This is a genomic window from Luteibacter sp. dw_328 (assembly GCF_018449605.1).
GTDB lineage: Bacteria > Pseudomonadota > Gammaproteobacteria > Xanthomonadales > Rhodanobacteraceae > Luteibacter.
In genome coordinates this window covers 14,845-36,945 of sequence record NZ_JAAVUW010000008.1, presented here as the reverse complement: position 1 = coordinate 36,945, position 22,101 = coordinate 14,845, and the positions used below count along the sequence as shown (strand labels likewise).

At 65.6% G+C, this 22,101-nt stretch carries 18 protein-coding genes and 1 other RNA gene; 15 read left to right on the top strand and 4 right to left on the bottom strand.

Annotated features, from left to right (window positions below):
- The first annotated feature begins 3 nt into the window (after nt 1-3).
- The 4 genes from HB634_RS18535 to HB634_RS18520 are packed head-to-tail and all read left to right on the top strand — an operon-like array spanning nt 4 to nt 3,663.
- A complete protein-coding gene (locus HB634_RS18535; protein ID WP_213949673.1) occupies nt 4-906 on the top strand; it encodes a glycine betaine ABC transporter substrate-binding protein in 903 nt (300 codons plus the stop codon).
- On the top strand, nt 903-2,027 hold the full coding sequence (locus HB634_RS18530) for an ABC transporter permease (protein ID WP_213949672.1): 1,125 nt from the start codon (nt 903-905) through the stop codon (nt 2,025-2,027). Before HB634_RS18535 ends, HB634_RS18530 begins: the two co-directional genes overlap by 4 nt.
- Entirely contained in the window at nt 2,024-2,953 is a 930-nt protein-coding gene (locus tag HB634_RS18525) for an ABC transporter ATP-binding protein (RefSeq protein ID WP_063573401.1), read from the top strand. The genes HB634_RS18530 and HB634_RS18525 overlap by 4 nt, the downstream gene beginning before the upstream one ends.
- Nucleotides 2,950-3,663 carry an ABC transporter permease gene (locus HB634_RS18520; RefSeq protein WP_063573400.1) on the top strand — a complete coding sequence of 238 codons (714 nt, stop codon included), beginning with the start codon at nt 2,950-2,952 and terminating at the stop codon, nt 3,661-3,663. The genes HB634_RS18525 and HB634_RS18520 overlap by 4 nt, the downstream gene beginning before the upstream one ends.
- 119 nt (nt 3,664-3,782) lie before the next feature.
- Here HB634_RS18520 and HB634_RS18515 read toward each other — a convergent pair whose 3' ends face one another.
- Complete coding sequence (locus HB634_RS18515; RefSeq protein WP_213949671.1) at nt 3,783-5,837, bottom strand: M13 family metallopeptidase; 2,055 nt, start codon at nt 5,835-5,837, stop codon at nt 3,783-3,785.
- 246 nt (nt 5,838-6,083) lie between these two features.
- On the opposite strand from HB634_RS18515, the gene HB634_RS18510 reads away from it, so the two are divergent.
- The 3 genes from HB634_RS18510 to HB634_RS18500 all read left to right on the top strand — a co-directional run bounded on the left by HB634_RS18510 (nt 6,084) and on the right by HB634_RS18500 (nt 10,430).
- Nucleotides 6,084-6,860 (top strand): iron-containing redox enzyme family protein, encoded by a 777-nt coding sequence (locus tag HB634_RS18510; protein ID WP_063572800.1) that lies wholly within the window; start codon nt 6,084-6,086, stop codon nt 6,858-6,860.
- A gap of 59 nt (nt 6,861-6,919) precedes the next feature.
- Nucleotides 6,920-9,664: an EAL domain-containing protein gene (locus HB634_RS18505; RefSeq protein ID WP_213949670.1), complete on the top strand. Its 2,745-nt coding sequence runs from the start codon at nt 6,920-6,922 to the stop codon at nt 9,662-9,664.
- Between the two features lie 91 nt (nt 9,665-9,755).
- The gene (locus tag HB634_RS18500; RefSeq protein ID WP_345777512.1) at nt 9,756-10,430 is read left to right on the top strand and encodes an HAD family hydrolase; all 675 of its coding nucleotides are present in this window, start codon (nt 9,756-9,758) and stop codon (nt 10,428-10,430) included.
- 120 nt (nt 10,431-10,550) lie between these two features.
- On the opposite strand, the gene HB634_RS18495 is transcribed toward HB634_RS18500, so the two are convergent.
- The 3 genes from HB634_RS18495 to rsmI form a co-directional block, all read right to left on the bottom strand.
- Nucleotides 10,551-10,928, bottom strand: coding sequence for a YraN family protein (locus tag HB634_RS18495; RefSeq protein WP_213949668.1), 378 nt, complete (start codon nt 10,926-10,928; stop codon nt 10,551-10,553).
- Between the two features lie 29 nt (nt 10,929-10,957).
- The gene (locus HB634_RS18490; RefSeq protein WP_213949667.1) at nt 10,958-12,760 is read right to left on the bottom strand and encodes a penicillin-binding protein activator; all 1,803 of its coding nucleotides are present in this window, start codon (nt 12,758-12,760) and stop codon (nt 10,958-10,960) included.
- 111 nt (nt 12,761-12,871) lie between these two features.
- On the bottom strand, nt 12,872-13,699 hold the full coding sequence (gene rsmI, locus HB634_RS18485) for a 16S rRNA (cytidine(1402)-2'-O)-methyltransferase (RefSeq protein WP_213949666.1): 828 nt from the start codon (nt 13,697-13,699) through the stop codon (nt 12,872-12,874).
- Nucleotides 13,700-13,916: 217 nt separating this feature from the next.
- On the opposite strand from rsmI, the gene rnpB reads away from it, so the two are divergent.
- From rnpB to mraY, 8 genes are all read left to right on the top strand, one after another.
- Nucleotides 13,917-14,283: RNase P RNA component class A (gene rnpB, locus HB634_RS18480), an RNA gene on the top strand.
- Between the two features lie 401 nt (nt 14,284-14,684).
- Nucleotides 14,685-15,131 (top strand): division/cell wall cluster transcriptional repressor MraZ, encoded by a 447-nt coding sequence (mraZ, locus tag HB634_RS18475; RefSeq protein WP_213949842.1) that lies wholly within the window; start codon nt 14,685-14,687, stop codon nt 15,129-15,131.
- A gap of 44 nt (nt 15,132-15,175) precedes the next feature.
- A complete protein-coding gene (gene rsmH / locus HB634_RS18470) occupies nt 15,176-16,099 on the top strand; it encodes a 16S rRNA (cytosine(1402)-N(4))-methyltransferase RsmH (RefSeq protein WP_213949665.1) in 924 nt (307 codons plus the stop codon).
- Nucleotides 16,096-16,368, top strand: coding sequence for a cell division protein FtsL (ftsL, locus tag HB634_RS18465; protein WP_063572840.1), 273 nt, complete (start codon nt 16,096-16,098; stop codon nt 16,366-16,368). Before rsmH ends, ftsL begins: the two co-directional genes overlap by 4 nt.
- A complete protein-coding gene (locus tag HB634_RS18460) occupies nt 16,365-18,173 on the top strand; it encodes a penicillin-binding protein 2 (RefSeq protein ID WP_063572841.1) in 1,809 nt (602 codons plus the stop codon). The genes ftsL and HB634_RS18460 overlap by 4 nt, the downstream gene beginning before the upstream one ends.
- Complete coding sequence (locus tag HB634_RS18455) at nt 18,170-19,663, top strand: UDP-N-acetylmuramoyl-L-alanyl-D-glutamate--2,6-diaminopimelate ligase (protein WP_213949664.1); 1,494 nt, start codon at nt 18,170-18,172, stop codon at nt 19,661-19,663. The genes HB634_RS18460 and HB634_RS18455 overlap by 4 nt, the downstream gene beginning before the upstream one ends.
- Complete coding sequence (murF, locus tag HB634_RS18450) at nt 19,660-21,024, top strand: UDP-N-acetylmuramoyl-tripeptide--D-alanyl-D-alanine ligase (protein ID WP_213949663.1); 1,365 nt, start codon at nt 19,660-19,662, stop codon at nt 21,022-21,024. Before HB634_RS18455 ends, murF begins: the two co-directional genes overlap by 4 nt.
- Complete coding sequence (gene mraY / locus HB634_RS18445; protein ID WP_063571599.1) at nt 21,014-22,096, top strand: phospho-N-acetylmuramoyl-pentapeptide-transferase; 1,083 nt, start codon at nt 21,014-21,016, stop codon at nt 22,094-22,096. Before murF ends, mraY begins: the two co-directional genes overlap by 11 nt.
- The last annotated feature ends 5 nt before the right edge of the window (nt 22,097-22,101 follow it).

The following is a 22,101-nucleotide window of genomic DNA, read 5'->3' as shown; positions in this document are numbered from 1 at the left end:
CCGTTGCGCCGGCTGCTCGGTGTCCTGCTCGTCCTGCTTGCTTTCGCGGCGCACGGGCAGGCTGCGGTGCGGGTGGGCTCGAAGGCGGACAACGAAGGTGCGGTGCTCGGACAGATCCTGCTCCAGGTACTTCGCCATGACGGCGTGCCGGTGATCGACCGGACCCAGCTCGGCCCTACGTCCATCGTGCGTCGCGCCCTGCTCAATGGCGATCTGGATGTCTATCCGGAGTACACCGGCAATGCCGCGTTCTTTTTTCACCGTGAGAACGATCCCGCCTTTCGCGATGCGCGGAAGGCCTATGCGCTTGCCGCCTCGCTCGACCTCGCCGCCAACCGCCTGGTCTGGCTGGCGCCCGCGCCCGCCGACAACCACTGGGCCATCGGCGTTCGTGGCGACGTGGCACGCGCGAAGAAACTCGCCACGCTCGATGATTTCGCGCGCTGGGTGAACGGCGGCGGCGACGTCCTCCTGGCCGGCTCTGCCGAATTCGTCGAGAGCGATGCGGCGCTTCCCGCCTTCCAGGCCGCGTACGGATTCACCTTGCGTGGCGACCAGCTCCTCGTGCTCGCTGGCGGCGATACGTCGGCGACGATCAAGGCGGCCGCCGAGGGCATCTCGGGCGTCAACGCAAGCATGGTCTATTCGACCGATGGCGCGATCGCGGTCACCGGCCTGGCCGTCCTTGCCGATCCGCGCCACGTGGAAATCGTCTACCAGCCCGCCCCTGTCGTGCGTGAGGAGGTGTTGCAGCGCTATCCATCCATGCGCAACTCGCTGGAAGCCGCCTTTCGACCGTTGACGGTGGACGTGCTGCGCAAACTCAATGCGCGCACGCAAATCGATGGTGACGATCCGGCGGTGGTCGCCCGGGACTACCTGCGCGACGCGGGCCTGGTGCGATGACCCCGCGCGCGCTGCCTGTTGTCCTACTGGCCTGCATCGGCTTCGTCGCCGCGCTCGCCTTTCCGTTTCTCTATGTCACGCCAAACCGACTGCTTAGCGGCGAGCCGCACAGTCCGCACGTCGTCGCCTTGGCCCTCACGTGCGTCTTGCTCGCCGCGGCGGGCGTGACCTCCGTGAGAGGGAGCCGGGTGGCGGTCGCACTCCTTGCGTGGGCACTGATCGCCGGCCTGCCGCTCCTGGCCAGCATCGATGCGCGTACCCTGCTGCTCGCGGCGGCGCCCAGTGCGCGTGTTCCCCTGGGTGCGGGCTTCTGGTTGATGTGGCTCTCGGCGAGCCTCCTTCTGCTCGACCGGCTGCGCGCGATACGCATGGCCGGGCGGGTCGTTGCCTGGATCGCGCTACTCGTGGCAATCGTCGTCATGGGAAGCGCCGGCGCGTTCGATACGCTGGCGCTGGTCCGCGAATTCCATGCCCAGCGCGGACCCTTCATGGACGCGCTGCTCACCCATCTGACGCTTGCCGCGACGACCCTCGTGCTTGCGCTGGTCATCGGCGCGCCCCTGGGCTGGTGGGCCTGGCGCACGCGCCGAACGGATGGTGCTGTCGTCGGCATGCTCGCCTTCCTCCAGACGGTGCCGTCGCTCGCCCTGTTCGCCTTGCTGATCGGCCCCTTTGCCTGGTTGGCTCGCGCATGGCCCGCGCTCGGTGCGCTCGGTTTCGGTGGAACGGGCGCCGCCCCTGCCGTCTTCGCGCTGGTGCTCTATGCCCTGCTGCCGGTCGTCCGATACACCATCGCCGGTCTCGGCGCGGTACCCGCGGATGCGCGCGAAGCGGCGCGTGGACTCGGCATGACTCGGCTTCAATTGCTATCGCGCGTGCAGCTGCCGCTGGGTTGGCCGGTGCTGCTTGCGGGCCTGCGCATTGTCGCCGTACAGACGATCGGACTGGCGGCAGTCGCCACCCTGATCGGTGCAGGCGGCCTGGGCCGCTTTGTCTTCCTCGGTATCGGCCAGGGGGCTAACGACATGGTGATGTTGGGTACGCTGGCGATCATCGCGTTGGCGCTGGCCGTCGATCTCCTATTCCAGGCCATGCTCGCTTTTACGGAACGACGCCCATGATCGAGTTCGAGCACGTCTCCAAACGCTTCGGTGAGCACGTCGTCATCGACGACCTGTCGCTTCGCGTGGACGACGGTGAGTTCTTCGTCCTCGTCGGACCGTCAGGTTCGGGCAAGTCGACGCTACTGCGCACCGTGAATCGCCTGGTCCCTATCGACGCGGGAAGCGTGCGCATCGATGGCGTGGATGTCGCGACTCAGGCGGTCGAGCCGCTGCGCCGTGGCATCGGCTATGCCATCCAGTCCGTCGGGTTGTTTCCGCATCGGACCGTCGGCGAGAACATCGCGACGGTCCCGCGTCTGCTTGGCTGGTCGGACGGGGACACCCGTGCGCGGGTCGCGGAATTGCTGGTCCTGCTCAAACTGGACGAGCCGGGCATCGCCGATCGCTATCCCGATACGCTTTCCGGTGGTCAACAGCAACGCGTCGGCGTCGCGCGTGCACTCGCCGCGCGACCACGCATCGTCTTGATGGACGAACCGTTCGGCGCACTCGATCCCGTGACGCGCGAGTCGCTCCAGGCCAGTCTCAAGGCGATCCAGCGCGATACCGCCACGACCATCCTCTTCGTGACCCACGACATGGACGAAGCCTTCGGTCTCGGTCACCGCGTGGCCCTGATGCTCGACGGCAAGGTGGCCCAGGTTGGTACGCCCCTGGAACTCATTCGTCATCCGGTGAACGAACGCGTGCGCGAATTCGTCGGTGGGTCGCGCGCGCGACTGCGCGAACTGGCGGTGCGCCAGGTACGCGACAGCATGCGCAAGGGTGAGGTCGCCGATGGCGATGCGATCGATGGTGGGGCCTCGTTACAGGATGCGCTGGGGGCGATGCTGACGCAGGGCCGCGACCGCTTGCCTGTCTTCGACGACGGGCAGCTTGCCGGCGCGATCCTGCTCGCCGACCTTGTGGCCTCGCGCGAATGAAGGTGATCGTCGCCCCGCTATTGCTGGTCGTCCTGCTCCTGGCACTGCCGCACAGTGCGTCATGGTTTCACGCGTGGATGCCCACGCTGTCGCATCCCCTCTATACGCGCACCTCGTTTCTCATGCTGACGCTCTCGCATCTCTGGCTGGTCGTCCTGGCGACACTCGTTGCCGTCGCCGTCGGCCTCACACTGGGTGTGCTGGCTACCCGTCCGAACGGGCGGTCGTTGCTGCCGACGGTGCGCGCGGTCGCCGTGATCGGGCAGACGTTCCCGCCGGTCGCGGTGCTCGCGATCGCCGTGCCCTTGCTGGGCTTCGGTGCGGCGCCAACGCTACTGGCGCTGACGCTCTACGGCGTGTTGCCGGTGCTCGGGCAGACGGTGGCAGGGCTCGACAGTGTGGCGCCTGCGGCGCTGCATGCGGCGGACGGCATGGGTTATGGACGCTGGCGACGATTGTGGGATGTGGAGCTGCCGCTGGCTGCCGGCCCGATCATGGCCGGCGTGCGCCTGTCGGCCATCGTCGGCGTCGGCACGGCCACCATTGGCTCGGCCGTCGGTGCGACGACACTGGGATCGCCCATCGTGGAAGGGCTGGTGGGGAATAACACCGCTTATGTGGTGCAGGGGGCGTTGCTGGTGGGGGCGTTGGCGTTGTCGATCGACGGTGTGTTGGGGTTGGTTGAGCGGCGCGTTCGTCGTTTGCGTTGATCGCGGTAGGGCCGTGGAGCATCGCCGATGAATCGGCTCCTACCGAGCGGGGTGTGCCTGCCTGGTAGGAGCCGATTCATCGGCGATGCTCGTACTCGATGACGGGAAGCCTCAGCCCCTTACCAGATCTTCACGCGCTGCTTGGGGTCCAGATACAGCTTCTGCCCCGCTTTCGGCTGGAACGCGTCGTACCACGGATCGAGGTTACGCACGGTCTGCGCGCGGAATTCTCCCGGTGCGTGACCGTCGCCGATCACCTGTGCGCGCAGGGCCGCGTCACGTGTTTTCGTCCGCCACGACTGGGCGAAGGCGAGGAAGAACCGTTGGTCGCCACTGAGTCCGTCGATCACGGGCGCCGGTTTGCCGTGCAGGCTCTCCTTGTAAGCCGCATAGGCGATCGTGAGGCCCGAAAGATCGGCGATATTCTCGCCAAGCGTCTGCTGGCCGTTGATGTGCAGGCCGGGTAGCGGCTCGTACTGGTTGAACTGCTCGACGAGACGCTGGCCGGCGTCCTTGAAGTGTTTCTGATCCGCATCGGTCCACCAGTTGGCGAGCCTGCCCTGTGCATCGAACTCGGCACCGGTGTTGTCGAAGCTGTGGCTGATTTCATGGCCGATCACCGCGCCGATCGAGCCATAGTTCGATGCCGCATCCGCCTTCGGATCGAAGAACGGGGCTTCGAGGATCGCCGCCGGGAAGTTCAATGCGTTTTGCAGCGGCAGGTTCACCGCATTCACCGTCTGTGGCGTCATCCACCACTCATCGCGATCGACCGGTTGGGACAGCTTGGCGACCTGGTGATGGTATTCGGCCAGCCTGGCGCGTTCATGGTTGCCGAGCGCGTCGTCCGGACGAACCTCCAGCTTAGAGTAGTCGCGCCAGGTATCCGGGTAGCCGACACCGACTTTGATCGTCGCGATTTTTGCCTTGGCTTTCTGCCGGGTCTCCGGCGACATCCAGTCCAGGGTGTCCACGCGCGCATCGAACGCCTTCAGGATGTTCTTCACCATGTCCTGCACCAGGGCGCGGGAAGAGGCGGGAAAGTACTGTTTCACATAGATCTGGCCTACCGCATCGCCGAGATCGGCGTTTACACGACCGATGCCGCGCTTCCAGCGATCGCGCTGCTTCGGCGTGCCGGTGAGGGTCTTGCCGTAGAAGCCGAAGGACAGGTCGTCGTAGGCGTGGGGCAGAAGGCCGTTGGCCTCGGCGTTGATGGTATGGAAGCGTAGCCAGGCCTTCCAGGTATCCAGCGGCTCGCTGGCGACCAGGGCGGCGAACTTCGTCACGGTGGCGGGCTGCCAGACGATGAAGGTGGGTTGGTCATCCAGCTGGGCCGCTTTGAAGTAAGCCGTCCAGTCGATGCCCGGTGCCTTGCTCGCGAACGACGTGCGCGGCCAGGGGTTGTTCGCCTTGTGGATGTCCTCGCTCTCGACGATCGAGGCCTGGGCCTGGGCGATCTTCGTTTCCAGCGCAAGGATGGCCTTTGCCTTCGCGGCCGCGTCCGGCGTGCCGGCCAGGGTCAGTACGGCCTCGACGTAGGCGGCGTACTTGGCCCGCGTGTCGACCATGTCCTTGTCGGTCTTCAGGTAGTAGTCGCGGTTAGGCATGCCGAGGCCGCCCTGCAACAGGTACGGCATGTTCTTCGACGGATCCTCGAGGCCCTGGGCGACGAACAGGCCCAGGAGGTGTTCGGTGTCGAGGCTGGTCGCGTTGATCGGGTCGACATCGGCGCGCAGTTGCGCACCGAGCGCGGTCGACAGCGCACCCTTGTCCTTGATCGCGTCGATCGAAGCCAGCGCCGGTTCCAGCGGTTTCAATCCGGCCTTCTCGATACCGGCTTCATCCATATAGGCCTTGTAGTAGTCGGCAATGAGGCGCTGCTCGCTCCCCGCCGCCGGGTGGCCTTCGCCAGCGGCCTTGATCAGCTCCGCATTGCGCTTCTCGGCCTTCTGGAACACTTCCAGGAACACGCCCGTGCTGGCCCGGTCGGCGGGGATGACGGCGGTCTTCTTCCAGGTGCCGTTGGCGTATCCGTCGAAGTCGTCACCCGGCTGCACCGAGTGGTCGATGCCCTTGAGGTCGACGCCAATGGGTGCACCAGCGGCGGCAACACTCGTTGAGGCGAGGCCGCAGGCGATGGCGGCGGCGAGGATACGGTTGATCGTGGCCATGGAAGGGAAGTCCTTGCATTCGGGACACCCACGATAGACCCCCGCCGCACCGGATGTGTCCATGACGAATGGGCTAGGCGATTCCCGGCGCAAGGCTCGCACGCATCTTCAATTTTTGCCGGAAAAGTGCACTGGTGGTTGTGCCCTAATGATCGTCCGGCCCCGCAACGGGACCGGCATGGCGGGCCGCGGGTCGCCCGGGCCTGCCTTGACTTCCATTGGCAGCAGATCCCTAGGGAGATCGTTATGAATGCACGTTTCGAACTGACCGGCTCACAGACCGACATCGCCAGCTATCCACTCTGGGCTCAGGACATGGTCTCGTCCTGTGAGGACACGCGGGCACAGATTGTCCGTCATGAGATGTGGTCGGCGATGGTCGCCGCCACCCTCGACCCGGATACCACCCGCAACTTCATGATCGGCGTGTGGCCGGTCATCGAGCGTTTTCCGGGCTACATGTCACAGAGCCTGCTGAAGACGCGTTACGGCCGCAGCCCGGGCGACGACCTCGCCCGCCGCTGGCTGGTGCGTAACATCCGGGTGGAACAAAATCACGCCGAGTACTGGCTGAACTGGGCGGAGAGTGCGGGTGTGTCGCGCGAGGATGTGCTCCGGGCCGAACCGCCCAAGGGCACGCAGGCCCTGGCTCAGTGGTGTGAGGAGGTGAGCCGCGACGATTCGCTGGCCGCGGGTATCGCCGCGACCAACTACGCGGTGGAAGGAGCGACGGGCGATTGGTCACAAATCGTCTATGAAAGCGCGGCCTACGCGGAAAGCCTGCCGATTACGGGCCGTAAAGCCGGGCTGCGTTGGCTTCAGCTTCACGCCGCTTATGACGATACACATCCGTGGGAAGCGCTGGAAATTGTCTGCACCCTGCTGGGCACCAATCCCCCGGTGGATCAGATCGAGCACATAAGGGAGTGCGTCCGTCGCAGCTACGTCAGCATGAGCATCACGCTCGATCGTTGCATGGATGCCACGGCTTCGATTCGCAAGTGGAACGAGGCCGCCGCGTAACTCGCAAGTTGGGCGCCATGTGGCGCACTATCACGATCGGATGAGGATATGAGGGAACGATGCAACGCGTTGAGGCCAGTCACCAAGTACCCCTTTCGAGGCGCCTGCGGCCACTGGCCTATGCGCTCGTCGCGGTCGTTGGCCTCATCCTTGCCCTCACATGGGTAGCGCTCCAGACCCAGGTGACTCTCGCCGGTTTCCTCAACGGCGAGAGTCTTTGGTCCAAGGCGCAGAAGCAGGCCGTCATCGATCTGGACGAATACGCCACGCACGGACGTCCGGCGGACCTTGCCGGTTTTCGGCGAAATTACGCTGTATTGATGGCCGATCGCTGGGCGCGTGACTCCATCGCCAGTGGCGATTTCGTTTACGCCGAGGTCTACGATGCCTTCGCTCGCGGAGGTGTCATTCCGGAGGCCATTCCGGGAATGGTCTTCATCTTCCAATATTTTTCCGGTATGCCGTACGTGCGCGAGGCCGTGACGGAATGGCGTTCCGTGGATGCCAGCCTGAACGATCTCGCCGATACCGCCGACCGGCTCGATCGCGCGTATGCGGCAGGTACGCCGCCCACCGCGATGATCGACGCGGAGCGCAGCCATATCGCGGCGCTCAACAGTTATGTCGAACCCCGTGCCAAGGCGTTCTCGCTCGACATCGCCAACGGCGCGTCGTGGATCGGCCGCGTCCTGTTCTTCACGGTGTTCGGTGTCGCCACGCTCGCATCGCTTTTGTGGCTGCGCATGGCCGGGCGTATCGTCGCCACCATTCGCGGCACCGAGGAGCGGTATAGCCTCCTGTTCGACAGCGCAGCCGATGCCATCTTCATGGTGGACGAGGAGAGCGGGCGCATCCTCGATACCAACCGAAGAGCCGCGAACTGGCTTGGTTGTTCGCGTGCCGAACTCATCGGCATCCAGCTTTCCAGTCTGTTCGTCGAAGGCTCCGACCACGCCGGTACCGGTGTGCTGCGCAATGCCGACGGCAGCACGCGGCCGGTGGAGACGCAGAGCAGCCTCGTCGTCTGGGGCTCGCGTCAGGTGTGCCAGGCCATCGTCCGCGATATTTCCGATCGGGTAGCCATGGAGCAGGAGCGCAAGATCGCCGCCGAGGCGCTTGCCAGCATCGCCGAAGGCGTGATCATCGCCGACGCCGATCGCCGCGTGACCACGGCGAATGCGGCGCATGCCAAGCTCACCGGCATTTCGTTGCAGGCGCTGCGCCGCACGCGTTTCGATGCCACGCGCACCTTGCCCGATGGCCGACCACTGCCGGCGTCGCTATGGGAAGACATCGCCTCCGGTGACAACTGGCTTGGCGAAGTGGAGAGCCAGCGCGCCGATGGCAGTACCTATCCGGAGCTGATGAGCATCAGCACCATTCGCGATAGCGAAGGGCGCCCTCAGCATTATGTCGCCGTCGTCTCCGACATCACCGCCCGCAAGGCCGATCGCCAGCGCCTGCAGCACATGGCCACGCACGATCCGCTCACCGGCCTGGTCACGCGTGCCGAGTTCGAGCGCCGTTGCGCCGAAGCGATCACCCGCGCGGCTCACGAGCGCGGCGCCATCGCCGTGCTCTTCGTCGACCTCGATGCGTTCAAAGTCGTCAACGACAGCTACAGCCACGCCACCGGCGACGCGCTCCTTATGCGTGTGGCCGAGCGCATTCGCGCGCAGCTGACACCGGAGGATGTTGCCGGCCGTATCGGTGGCGACGAGTTCACCGTGTTGCTTGCCGACCTGCGCTCGCGTGAGGAGGCACTCGTGGTCGCCGAGGCCATGCTTGCCGCGCTCGCGCGGCCCTTCGACCTGGGCGACTACGAACTCTTCGTCAGCGCGAGTATCGGCATCGCCGGTTACCCGCTCGACGGCAACGATGCGGTCACCCTCATCGCCAATGCGGACGCGGCCATGTACGTGGCCAAGACCGAAGAGCGCAATGCCTTGCGCTTCTATACGCCGAAGATGCATGCGGATGCGCGGCGTCGCCTCAAGCTCGCTTCCGAACTACGCCAGGCCCTGACCCGTCACGAGTTCCATCTGGTCTACCAGCCTAGCGTGGAGATGAAGAGCGGTCGCATCGTCGCCGTGGAAGCGCTGATCCGCTGGCGTCATCCCGAGCGTGGCAACGTCGGCCCGGACGAGTTCATTCCGCTCGCCGAAAGCCTCGGCCTGATTCGCCAGATCGACCAATGGGTACTCGAGACCGCGTGCGAGCAGCTACGCCTTTGGGATATCGCGCGGCTGCCGTCGCTGCGGCTTGCCGTGAACGTGTCGGCGGGCTCGTTCGGTCATCCGGATTTTCTTGCGGGGGTGAGCCAGGCCGTACTCACCACCGGGATCGCCCCCAAGCGCTTGTTGGTGGAGCTCACCGAAAGCGCGATCCTGCGTCTTGGCGAGGATACCGAGCGCGCCATGCTCGCCCTGCACAAGTTGGGCGTGGGTGTGGCGATCGACGATTTCGGCACCGGCTATTCCTCGCTGGCGTACCTGAAGCTGCCGGCGGTGGCGTACCTGAAGATCGACCGCTCTTTCATTACCGGCCTGCCGACCAACGGCAACGACGTGGCGATCACCGAGGCCATGGTGGCTATCGCGCGCAGCCTTGACCTTCACACGATCGCCGAGGGTATCGAGACCGAGGCCCAGCACGACTTCCTGCTGCGCGCCGGCTGCCAGGAAGGGCAAGGCTTCCTCTACTCACGGCCGCTGCCGCCGGACGAAATCGAGCGCCTGCTGGCGCCGAATTCGAAAACGAGCGGGGGTACCCGGCTGTCCCTCGTGCCCCCGCGGCGGGCGTGATCGGGTTCGCCCATACAAGACCCCGTAGGCCCCTTCGGTCCACGATGAGCATCCCCATATAGGCGGGAAGCTACCCGTGCAAGGATCCATCGTGTCCACCCGCGACCCCATCGTTTTTCTGTTTGACGTCGACAACACCCTGATCGACAACGACCGTTTCAGCGCCGACCTTGCCGCACGCCTGCTGCGTGACTTCGGCGAAGCGGGGCAGGCGCGCTATACCGCGATCGACAAGGAGATCCGCGGCCAGGTCGGTTACGCGGACTATCTCGGCGTGCTGCAGCGCCTGCGTGGCCAGGACAGCAGCCTGGCCTTCATGGAGATGTCGTTCTTCCTGCTGGACTATCCCTTCGATGAGCGGCGTTTTCCGGGCGTCCTCGAGGCGATCGACCATCTGCGCACCCTCGGCCGGCCGGTGATCATGTCCGACGGCGACACGGTATTCCAGCCGCGCAAGATCCGTCGCGCCGGATTGTGGGACGCCTTCCGCGAGGACGTGCTGATCTACGTGCACAAGGAAGACATGCTCGACGACATGCAGAGGCGCTACCCCGCCGACCATTACGTCATGGTCGACGATAAACCGCGCATTCTTGTCGCGCTGAAGAAACTGCTGGGCGACAAGGTGACCACGGTGTTCGTCAAGCAGGGTCACTATGCTGCCGCAGCAGGCGCCGAACTGCAGGAGACGCCGCCGGACATCACGATCGACACCGTCGGTGAGCTGGCGACGATGGGTCGCGAGGCCTTCCTGGTCACCGCCTGATCCCGAGGGGGGTTCCGTAGGAGCCTCTTCTTCTGTGTGGGAGCCGGCTATGCCGGCGATGGGGGCGTCGGCTATACCGCTCCGTTGGCTTTTCGCCGCTGAAGCGGCTCCCACATGTATTTACTGGGCCGCGTCGAACGCCCCGCGCACCCACTCGACCGTCTCCCCCTCGAACGCCAGCACATCGAACCGGCATGGGCGCTGCGCATCGTGCGGATGCCATGCCAACCAGAGATGCGCCGCGCTGATCAGCTTTCGTCGCTTGGCCACCGTGACCGAGCCCAGCGCGCCACCGAACGCAGCGCTGCGCCGGTAGCGCACTTCAACGAAGACGAGGGTCTCGCCGTCACGCATGACGAGGTCGATCTCGCCGTGGCGACAAAGAAAGTTGGCGCGCACCAGGCGCAGGCCACGCGATTGCAGAAACGACAACGCCGCGCCCTCGAAGCGATCTCCGGTGGCGCGGCGTGCGGTGGTCTTTTTCGTTGTGGTGGTCACGCGGCACTCCCTGGCCGCGCCGGCGGGAATCAGCCGCCGCCGCTTTCCACGTTCGGGGCCGCTGCCGGCGCTTCGAGTTCGAGGCTACCCGCGACCGGGTGGGCCACGCCGTCGGTGAAGCGCGCCCAGATCAGTACGCGTCGCACGCGTCCGAACTCGTCCGCCACCAACTGGCCGGTGGCGCCCGGCAGGTAACTGCCAGGATGGCCGCGCATCCAGTCGATGTAAGGCACGAGGCCCCAGGCGTCCATGCCGAAGGCGAACAGCCGTGCGGCGACACCCTTGGTCGACGGCAGTGCGGACGACAGGTCGGAGCGACGGGGCAGGCCCGGTTGTCCATCGAACAGCCAGGGCGCGTCGCAGAATTCCACGCCTTCCAGGTCGCGGTCGGCCGTGGCGTCATCGCCGCCGCTGTACACGTGCGAGGTCGCGAACACCGGCAAGGTGATCTTCGCCAGGCGCAGTTGCGGCAGGAGCAGGCGCGCCTGTTGCGGCTTCATGCTGATGAAGACGCCGCCGGTGGCGGGGTCCTGGTCGGCCGGGGCGGAAAGCTGCGAGGCGAAATCGATGCTCGCCGAGTCCAGCGTCGCCTGGCTCGTCACGGTGCCACCGCGAGCCTGCCACTCGGCCTTGAAGGCGTTGCCGGCACGGCGGGCGAAATCGTCTGTGGAGACCACGACGAGGGCCGTGCGCATGCCGCGGTCGGCCATGTGGTCGGCCACCTGGGCGCCTTCGGTCTCCGGTAGCAGCCCGAACTCGTTCGCGCCGGCCGGCGGAAGGTTCTTGTTGTCGTTGGGGTAGTTCAGGGTGAGCATCGGCGCGGGCAGGGCGCCCTTCGCGAAGATGGCGGTCACGCCGTCACGATTGAGCGGGCCCACGACGAAACGGGCGCCCTCGGCGACAGCCTTGTCATACGCGGCGACGGCGTGCTGCGCGTCGTTGCCGGCGTCATAGACGACGATTTCCGGGCGCGGCGCGTTGGTGTGCGCCGCTTCGATGTAATTGGTGAAGAAGCCGTCACGGATGGCTGCTCCCGCACCTGCCAACGGCCCCGTGAGGGGCAGCAGCAGCGCCACCTTGGTCGGTACCTTGTAGCCTTCGCGAACGCCCTTGTCGCCCGTGACCGTGCCGACGGCCTGGTCGAGCACGGCGGGGGTGCGCGTTACGCTACCGAGCTGACTCTGCGCTTCGATCACCCACGGCCGCATCGGGTCAGTGGCCGATAGCGCATCGCCGCGTTCGGCCAGGGGCTGGGGTCCCATCCCGATGAGCAGGGTGAGGATTTCCCGTCGGTTCTGTTCGCGATCGAGGCCACGCAACTGAGTGTCGAGCTCCACGCGGGTCTGTGCGGCGCTCCAGGGGTCGTTCGACGCGGCCTGCGCGCGGGCGCGCAGTTCAGCCAGCCGCTGCTCGATCTGTGGCGATACGCGCGACGAGGGCTTGCCCGTATAGGAAAGCGCGCTCGCCGGGTCGTTGTTCTTCAGGGCGATCTCGGCGCGCAGGGCATCGAAGCGCAGCGCGTCTTCGCCCTCGAGCCGGGAACGGCGGATATCGGCGACGATGGGCGCCGCGCGATCCAGCGCGCCTTCCTGGCGGTACGCTTCGGCGGCGAGAAGGTTGTAGTAGTCGCGGTGTGACGGATCCTGGCCGGCCAGCGCGATATAAGCCTGTGCGGCCTGGTCGAACTGGCCCTTGGTGTAGAGCGCCTGTGCCGCCTGCGTGGCTTCACCCGAAGGGGCGGAGCCGTGTTGGCTCACGCCGCCCTGGGTCACGCAGCCGGCAAGACCGGCGCAGAGCAGGAAGCCGAGGGTAGTGGCGCGGATCGGTCGCATGCAGGATTCCTTGGGCAGCACGGCGGCGCCCCTCCGGCGCCGAAACGTCAGGATCATAGCCCATCGCTTCGCGAGGCCGATGTGAGGCGCCCTCCGCGATTCATGTGGCGATCAACTGCCGTAGAGCGCCTTGCGCGGTGCACCGGTGATCGCGGCGGCCATCTTCGCCGCCTTGGCCGGGGGCAGTTCCTCCTTGAGGATGGCGAACACGCGCAGGCCTTCGGCCAGTCGTTCGTCCTCGCCCTCCTCGCGCCCGGCCACCATCACGACGAACTCGCCCTTCTGCTGGTTGGGATCGGCCGTGACACGTTCGACCAGGCTGGCCAGGCCCCCGTCGAGGACGGTCTCGAACATCTTGGTGAGTTCGCGGGCGATCACCGCCTCACGATCGGCGCCGAAGGCGGCGGACATGTCTTCGAGGGACTCGACGATGCGATGGGACGATTCATAGAAGATGAGCGTGCGCGATTCGCCGGCCAGTTCATTCAGGCGGGCGCGCCGTGCGCCGGCCTTGGCCGAAAGGAAGCCCTCGAAGATGAAGCGGTCGCTGGGCAGGCCGGCGACAGACAAGGCAGCGACGACCGCGCTAGCGCCCGGGACCGGACTCACCCGTAGTCCCGCCGCGCGAGCGGCGCGAACGAGCCGGAAACCCGGGTCGCTGATCAGGGGGGTACCGGCGTCCGACACCAGGGCCACGTCGTCACCGCCGCGCATGCGCTCGATGAGGCCGTCCACTGCCGTGCGCTCGTTATGGTCATGCAGGGCGACCAGCGGCGTGTCGATACCGAGGTGTTGCAGCAGGGGGCGCGTGTGCCGGGTGTCCTCGGCGGCGATCACCTTGACCCGGCGCAGTGTCTCGATGGCGCGTGCGCTGATGTCGTCGCGATGACCGATCGGCGTAGCGACCACGTGAAGCATGCCGGGGCGGGAGAGGGGCATCGGGAAATCCGGTGGGGGTAGCCGCGCATTGTAGGAGCCGATGCATCGGCAATAAGTACATGTAGGAGCCGATTCATCGGCGAATGGCGAATAAACCCGCTGCGCAGCAGCGCTCCTCCCAGGTTGCTAGCCCCATTTCCCATCGAAGGAGGAGCATCGCCGATGAATCGGCTCCTACAGGGGGGGAGGGGGCGATTTTTGCCGTATAATTCTAGATGGAGTCGGCCGGACAGTCGCGTCACGCCTTCGGGCGTATCGAGGAAAGTCCGGGCTCCGTAGGGCAGGGTGCCAGGTAACGCCTGGGCAGCGTGAGCTGACGGCCAGTGCAACAGAGAGCAGACCGCCGATGGCCCCGCAAGGGGATCAGGTAAGGGTGAAAGGGTGCGGTAAGAGCGCACCGCATGCGGGGCTAACGTCGCATGGCACGGTAAACCCCACCCGGAGCAAGACCAAATAAGGGAACTATGACGCGGCCCGCGTCGTTCCCGGGTAGGTTGCTAGAGCCTGGTGGTGACGCCAGGTCGAGAAGAATGACTGTCACGTCGCAAGACGAACAGAACCCGGCTTACAGGCCGACTCCTTTTCTTCAAGGCATCGCGGCGCCGTCTTACGACGGCGCCGCTTTGTTTTTTGCTGATTGGCCCCTTGCCCCTGTGGGAGCCGATTCATCGGCGATGGGTGTTGCGACACGGTTAGGGGATCGCCGATGAATCGGCTCCTACACAAGCTGCATGAGTCGCATGAACGTGAGTTCAGTCACACATTCGATTTCACATTTGCAGGGCCCTTGAAACACCGAGGCGATTCGCAAAAAACCTCAACGATTCAACCACCTTCCGCCCCTTCCTAAGAAACGGCTGGAATTGGTGATGAACGTGAGCTTTCTCCTTGATTCACAAGAAAAATTTCCTTGACAGTCTCAGTACCCGAGACTATCGTGGGCCCCAGTGTGAAATCGTGGGATTTGGTGGGGCGGCCAACGAAGATGTTTCAAGGTGAGACAGCCATTACGGTCGACGACAAAGGTCGTCTGACGATTCCGACGTCGTATCGGGATCTGGTTGCCGGCGCCTGCGCGAATCGTCTGGTCGTCACCTACAACCCCTTCGACACGGGCTGTCTCTGGATCTTTCCGTACGCGGAATGGGAACAGGTTCGCGACCAGGTCAACGCGCTGCCCAGCGTCAAGGCCGTCCATCGGGCTTTGCAGATGAAGCTGGTGGGTGCCGCGGCCATCGTCGAGCCAGACGGAGCGGCCCGCATCCTCCTTCCATCGAGTCAACGCTCGGCGGCGGGCATAGAAAAAAAGGCCGTCCTTCTCGGCATGGGTAACAAGTTCGAGCTTTGGAGCGAACAGGCCCACCTCGCCAAGATCCGACAAACGATCGGCGAGGACGAGATCAGCGACGACATGGCGGAACTGCGGTTGTGACGAACTAATTCGAGGTCTTGGTGGAACGGGAGCGGGATGTGGTGATGGCGGGGCGCGATGTTCACATCCCTGTGATGCTCGACGAAGCGGTGGAGGGCCTCGCCTTGCGCGAGAACGGGCGCTATCTGGATGGGACCTTCGGCCGTGGCGGTCATGCCCGGGCGATCCTTTCGCGCCTGTCCGCCGATGGCCGCCTGTTCCTGATGGACCGCGACCCCACGGCGATCGCCGTGGCCGAAGCCGGCCTCGCCACCGATCCGCGTGTCGCCCTGCGCCACGAAAACTTCGCCACCATGGGTGACTGGGCGGCGCTCGAAGGCGGCCTCGACGGCATCTTGCTCGACCTCGGCGTGTCCTCGCCCCAACTCGACGATCGCAGTCGCGGCTTCAGCTTCATGGCCGATGCGCCGCTCGACATGCGCATGGACACGTCGCGCGGCATCAGCGCCGCCGACTTCCTGGCCGAAGCCAGCGAGTTCGACATCGCCGACGTGCTCTGGCGCTTCGGCGAAGAGCGCTTCAGCCGTCGCATCGCCAAGGTCATCGTCGAGCGTCGCGCCACCGCGCCGATTACCCGCACCGCCGAGCTGGCCGATCTCGTCGCCGGCTGCGTCGGCCGCCGCGAGCCCGGCAAGAACCCCGCCACGCGCACCTTCCAGGCGTTGCGTATTCGCGTCAATGCCGAGCTCGAATCCGTCGAGCAAGGCCTCGCCGCCGCCCTCGACCTGCTCAAGGTGGGCGGCCGTCTCGCCGTGATCAGCTTCCACTCGCTGGAAGACCGCACGGTGAAGCAGTTCATCCGCTCGCACGAGGGCCGCGTGCAGGGCAATCGCCGCGGACCGCCGCCCGAGGCGGCGCAGACCCGCCTCAAGCCCGTGGGTAAGGCGATTTTCCCCTCCGACGCCGAAGTGGCCGCGAACCCGCGTTCGCGTTCCGCCGTGCTGCGCATCGCGGAGAAACTCGCATGAAGGTGTTCGGCGCGATCTGCCTCTCGATCCTGCTGCTGGCGGTCCTCGCCAGCGCGATCGGTGTGGTCTGGACGCGCCACGAGAGCCGCGTGCTCTTCGTCGAGCTCTCGCGCATGCAGAGCCAGAAAGACGACCTCGGTGTCGAATACGGCCGGCTCGAGCTGGAGCAGGCCACCTACGCCGAGCCTGCCCGTATCGACGCAGAAGCCCGCGCCAAGCTCGGCATGATCACGCCGAAGCCGCAGGACATCCAGTTGGTGCGCCGATGAAGGCGCGTTACGGCAAGCCGGTCGTACCCAGCCGCCGTCGCGGCCAGGGTCCGAGCCCGCGCAAGCGGATGACCGTCGTCGTCGCGCTGCTGTGCGTCTGCGCGACCGGCCTCGTCGTCCGCGCGTTCGACCTGCAGGTGGTGCGCAAGCAGTTCTACCAGGACCAGGGCGACGCCCGCTTCCTGCGTGAAATGCCCATCGCCGTCTCGCGTGGCACCATCTTCGATCGCAATGGCGAGCCCCTGGCCGTGTCGACGCCGGTCGCCTCGATCTGGGCCAATCCGCCTGAAGTGCTCGAAAACGAAGACCGTATTCCCGAGCTGGCCAAGGCGCTTCACGTCGACGCGGACGACCTCAAGCAGAAGATCGCCGCGCGCGCCGACAAGGAATTCATGTACATCGCCCGCCAGTTGCGTCCCGAGGATGCGCAGGCGATCGTCGACCTGAAGATCCCGGGCATTGCCTCCCAGCGCGAGTACCGCCGCTACTACCCGTCGGGCGCGGTGAACAGCCATATTCTCGGTTTCACCAATATCGACGACCACGGCCAGGAAGGCCTCGAGTTGGCCTTCGACGATTGGTTGTCCGGCAAGCCAGGCGCGAAGCGCGTCATCCGCGACCGTATGGGACATGTCGTCGAAGACGTGGAACTGGTGCGTGAGCCGCAGCCGGGCCGCGACCTGACGCTGTCGATCGACCGTCGCATCCAGTACCTCGCCTATAGCGCCCTTAAAGACGCTCTGGAAAAGAACAAGGCCGATTCCGGCTCCATCGTCGTGATGGACGTGCACACGGGCGAAGTCCTCGGCATGGCCAACCTGCCGACGTTCAACCCGAACGCCGTGCGTGGCAGCACGCCGAACGATCGCCGCAACCGCGCGCTGACGGACGTCGTCGAGCCGGGTTCGACCATGAAGGCCTTCACCATGGCCGCGGCGCTGACCAGCGGCAAGTACACGCCCACGTCGCCGCTGATCGAGACCTCGCCGGGCACCTGGATGATGGGTGGGCACCCGGTTCGTGACACGCATAACTGGGGCACGCTCACCCCGACCGGCGTGATCACGAAGTCGTCCAACGTCGGCGCGGCCAAGATCGCCATGACGCTCGATACCGACTTCCTCTACAACATGTGGAAGTCGTTCGGCATCGGCAACAGCACCGGCAGTGGCTTCCCTGGCGAAGCGGCCGGTTACCTGCCGGTGAGCCGTACCTGGAAGCCGATCGAAAAGTCGCGCATGGCGTACGGCTACAACCTGAGCGTCACGCCGTTGCAGCTGGCCACCGGCTACACCGCGATCGCCAATGGCGGCGCGCTTCGATCACCGAGTTTCATCAAGGGCGCCGATAATCCGCCGAGTCAGGTCATCACTCCGGAAGTGGCGCATGAGATCGTGCGGATGCTCGAGACCGTCCTTCAGCCGGGCGGCACCGGTTTCGGGTTCGCGTCGGTGGCCAATTACAGTGTGGCCGGCAAGACGGGTACCTCGCATAAGTTCTCCGTGGGCGGCTACTACGCGAAGAATTACATCTCGCTCTTCGTCGGCATGATCCCGGCCAGTGCGCCGCGCATCGTCACGGTCGTCGTTATCAACGATCCGCAGGGCGGTCACTATTACGGCGGCTCGGTGGCCGGTCCGGCCTTCGCGCAGGTGATGCAGGGCGCCGTGCGCCTGCTCGACATTCCTCCCGACAACGTCGGCCGCTGGTACGTCGGCGGTCCGAGTGTGGGCGGTCTTATCGGCTCCTCGAATGCACCACCGCCGGCGGCGGACGACAGCGCGGCGGAAGAGGTGGTCCCATGACCATGCCTCTCGCCGAGCTGCTCCTTGGTTTCGCCGACGCCTCCGGTGCCGGCGACATCGTCGTTTCGGGCCTCTCGCTGGATTCCCGCGAGATCGTCGACGGTAATGCCTTCATCGCACTGCGCGGCGGCAAAGGCCATGGCATCGATTTCGCGGCGAAGGCCGTGGAGCAGGGTGCCAGCGTGATCCTCGCCGAACCGCCGTTCGCCAAGGTCGATGCCGGCGTGCCGGTCATCGCGGTGGAAAAGTTGCGCGAAAAGGCCGGCGCCATCGCCGCTCGTTTCTTCGGCGAGCCGTCGCAGGCGGTCGATCTGATCGGCGTCACCGGCACCAATGGCAAAACCTCCACGGTGCAGCTGATCGCGCAGGCGTTGGCCTTCCTTGGCCGCAAGCCGGCCACGGTGGGGACGCTGGGTGCCGGCATGCATGGTGCGGTCGTCGAAGGCGAGCGCACCACGCCGGATGCCATCAGCATGCAGGCCCTTCTTGCGGGCTTCCGCGATGCCGGTGCGTCGCACGTGGCGATGGAAGTGTCGTCGCACGCTCTCGAGCAGGGCCGGGTGAACGCGTTGGCGTTCGACATCGCTGTGTTCACCAACCTCACCCGCGATCATCTTGACTATCACGGCACCATGGAAGCGTACGGTGCGGCCAAGGCGAAGCTGTTCGCCTTCGAAGGCCTGCGCGCCGCGGTGATCAACATCGACGATCCGTTCGGCGCGAAGCTGGCCAAGGGGCTCGGCGAAGGTTTGGCGAAACTGCGCACCACGATGGCGGGCGAGAGCACCGAGAAAGATGCCGAGGTCCGCGCCGACATCATCGTGACGTCGGCCAAGGGCCTCTCGTTCAACCTCAATACGCCGTGGGGCATGCGCACCGTGCGCAGCGCGCTGCTCGGCCGCTTCAATGTCGCCAACCTGCTTGCCGTCGCCGCTGTGCTCGGCGCGCTGGGCGAGCCGTTCGATCGCATCCACACCGCGCTGGAAGCCCTCGAGCCGGTCAATGGCCGCATGAGCCGCCTCGGTGGCGACGGTCGCAAACCCCTGGTCGTGGTCGATTACTCGCACACGCCCGATGCACTGAAGCAGGCGCTGTTGGCGCTGCGTTCGCATACCAAGGGCAAACTCATCTGCGTGTTCGGTGCCGGTGGCGACCGTGACCAGGGCAAGCGCCCGATCATGGCCGCGATCGCCGAGCGCCTGGCCGACGTCGTCATCGTCACAGACGACAACCCGCGCACCGAAGACGGCGACACCATCGTTGCGCAGGTCATGGGCGGCTTCGCACACCCTGACACCGTACTGGTCGAGCGCGACCGCGCGCAGGCCATCGCTTTGGCCCTGGCCGACGCGAAAGCCGACGACGTCGTGCTCATCGCCGGCAAGGGTCACGAAACCTATCAAGAAGGTCCGCAGGGCAAGTTGCCCTTCGACGACCTCGCCGTCGCCCGAGAGGCGATGGCCAAAAGCACAAAGGGAGTCCGCGCATGATGCGCCTGTCCGCCGTTGCCCTCTGGACTCGCGGCCGCCTGCAAGGCGCCGACGTCGAGGTCACCGGCTTTTCCATCGATACGCGCACGCTCAAGCCGGGTGACATCTTCGTCGCCCTGCCGGGCGAGCGCGTCGACGCGCATGACTTCGTTGCCGCGGCGGCCGAGCGCGGCGCTGTCGCCGCCCTTGTCACGCGGCCGGTGAACGTGGCGATTCCCCAGGTGATCGTCGACGACACCCAGATCGCCCTGGGCGATCTCGCCAGTGCCGTGCGTGCCCAGACCAGCGTGCGCGTCGTCGGCATTACCGGTTCCAACGGCAAGACCACGGTGAAGACGCTGACCGCGTCCATCCTTTCGCGCCATGGACGTACCCATGTGAACGCAGGCAACTTCAATAACGAGATCGGCATGCCGCTGACCTTGTTGGCGATGCCGCAGGACACGCAGTACCTCGTCCTCGAGATGGGCGCAGGCAAGCCGGGTGACATCGATTATCTCGCTGCCATCGCGCGGCCCGATATCGGCCTCGTCAATTCCATCGCCCCCGCGCATCTTGAGCGCATGGGCACGATCGAAGGCGTCGCCGAAACCAAGGGCGCGCTCTACCAGTCGCTGCCCGTCGATGGCGTCGCGGTGATCAATGCCGACGACACGCGTTTTGCCGGCTTCTTCGCCAACCTCGCCGGCACACGCCGGATCCTGCGTTACGGCCTCGAGCATCGCGCGGACATCGGTGCGGACATCGTCGAGGAGCGCATCGACGGCACGCACTTCGTCCTGTCCACGCCGCACGGCGACGGCGACGTACACCTGCCGATGGCTGGCCGTCACAATGTCGCCAACGCGCTCGCCGCTGCCGCCATTGCGACGGCGCTGGACGTGCCGGTCGACCTCATCGTCGAGGGCCTGGAGCAGGTGCCGCAGGTTGCCGGTCGCCTGAACCTGGAAGCGATGCCAGGCAACTGGACCCTGATTGACGACAGCTACAACGCCAACCCGGGCTCCGCTGCCGCCGCGATCGACACCTTGGCGCTGGCACGCGGCGAACGCTGGCTGATCCTTGGCGACATGGCCGAGCTCGGCGCGGACACGATCAAGCTGCACGCCGGTATCGGCAAGCTCGCGCATGAACGCGGCATCGAGCGCCTGCTCGCCACCGGGCCCAAGTCCGCGGCCGCGGTCGAGGCCTTCGGCCCGGGCGCGCAGCATTTCGCTACGCAGGAAGCGCTGATCGAAGCGGCCTGCACGCAGATCCATGAGGGCGTGACCTGCCTCGTGAAGGGGTCACGTTCGTCCGGCATGGACCGGATCGTGGCGGCAATGAAGAAACACGCTGAAGGAGCATCCGATGCTGCTTGAACTGGCGGAATGGATGGCTCGGCACTTCACGTCGTTGCATCTTTTCCAATACATCACCTTCCGCGCGATCATGGCGGCGCTCACTGCGCTGGCCGTGTCGCTCCTGCTCGGCCCGGCCCTGATTCGCAAGCTGGCCGCGCTGAAAGCAGGGCAGGTGGTGCGCAGCGACGGTCCGCAGACCCATCTTTCCAAGGCCGGTACGCCCACCATGGGCGGCACGCTGATCCTGTTCTCCATCGGCATCGCCACGCTGCTGTGGGCCGACCTCGGCAACCGTTACATCTGGGTGGTCCTGCTGGTCACGCTCGCGTTCGGTGTCATCGGTTTTTACGACGACTACCGCAAGCTGGTGCTCAAGGACAGTCGTGGCCTGGCCAGCCGCTGGAAGTACTTCTGGCAGTCGGTCTTCGGCCTGGCCGCGGCCGTGTTCCTCTACCACACGCACCAGGCGCCGGCTGAAATCGCGCTGTACGTGCCGCTGTTCAAGCAGGTGGCGGTACCGCTGGGCCTGTTCTTCGTGGTGATCGGCTACTTCATCATTGTCGGCTTTTCCAACGCGGTGAACCTGACCGACGGTCTCGACGGCCTGGCGATCATGCCGAGCGTGCTGGTGTCCGGCGCACTGGGCATCTTCGCTTACCTTGCCGGTAACAAGCTGTTCTCCGAGTACCTCGGCATCCCGGCCATTCCCGGTGCCGGCGAACTGGCGATCTTCTGCAGCGCGCTCTCCGGCGCAGGCCTGGGCTTCCTGTGGTTCAACACGTATCCGGCCCAGGTCTTCATGGGTGACGTGGGTGCCCTGGCCATCGGCGCCGCGCTCGGTTGCGTTGCGCTGATCGTTCGCCAGGAAATCGTGTTGCTGGTGATGGGCGGCGTGTTCGTGATGGAAACCGCCTCGGTGATGTTGCAGGTCGCCAGCTTCAAGCTGCGCGGCAAACGCATTTTTCGCATGGCGCCGATCCACCATCACTTCGAACTGAAGGGATGGCCGGAACCCCGCGTCATCGTTCGCTTCTGGATCATCAGCGTCGTGCTGGTGCTTATCGGTCTTGCTACGTTGAAGGTGCGCTAAGAATC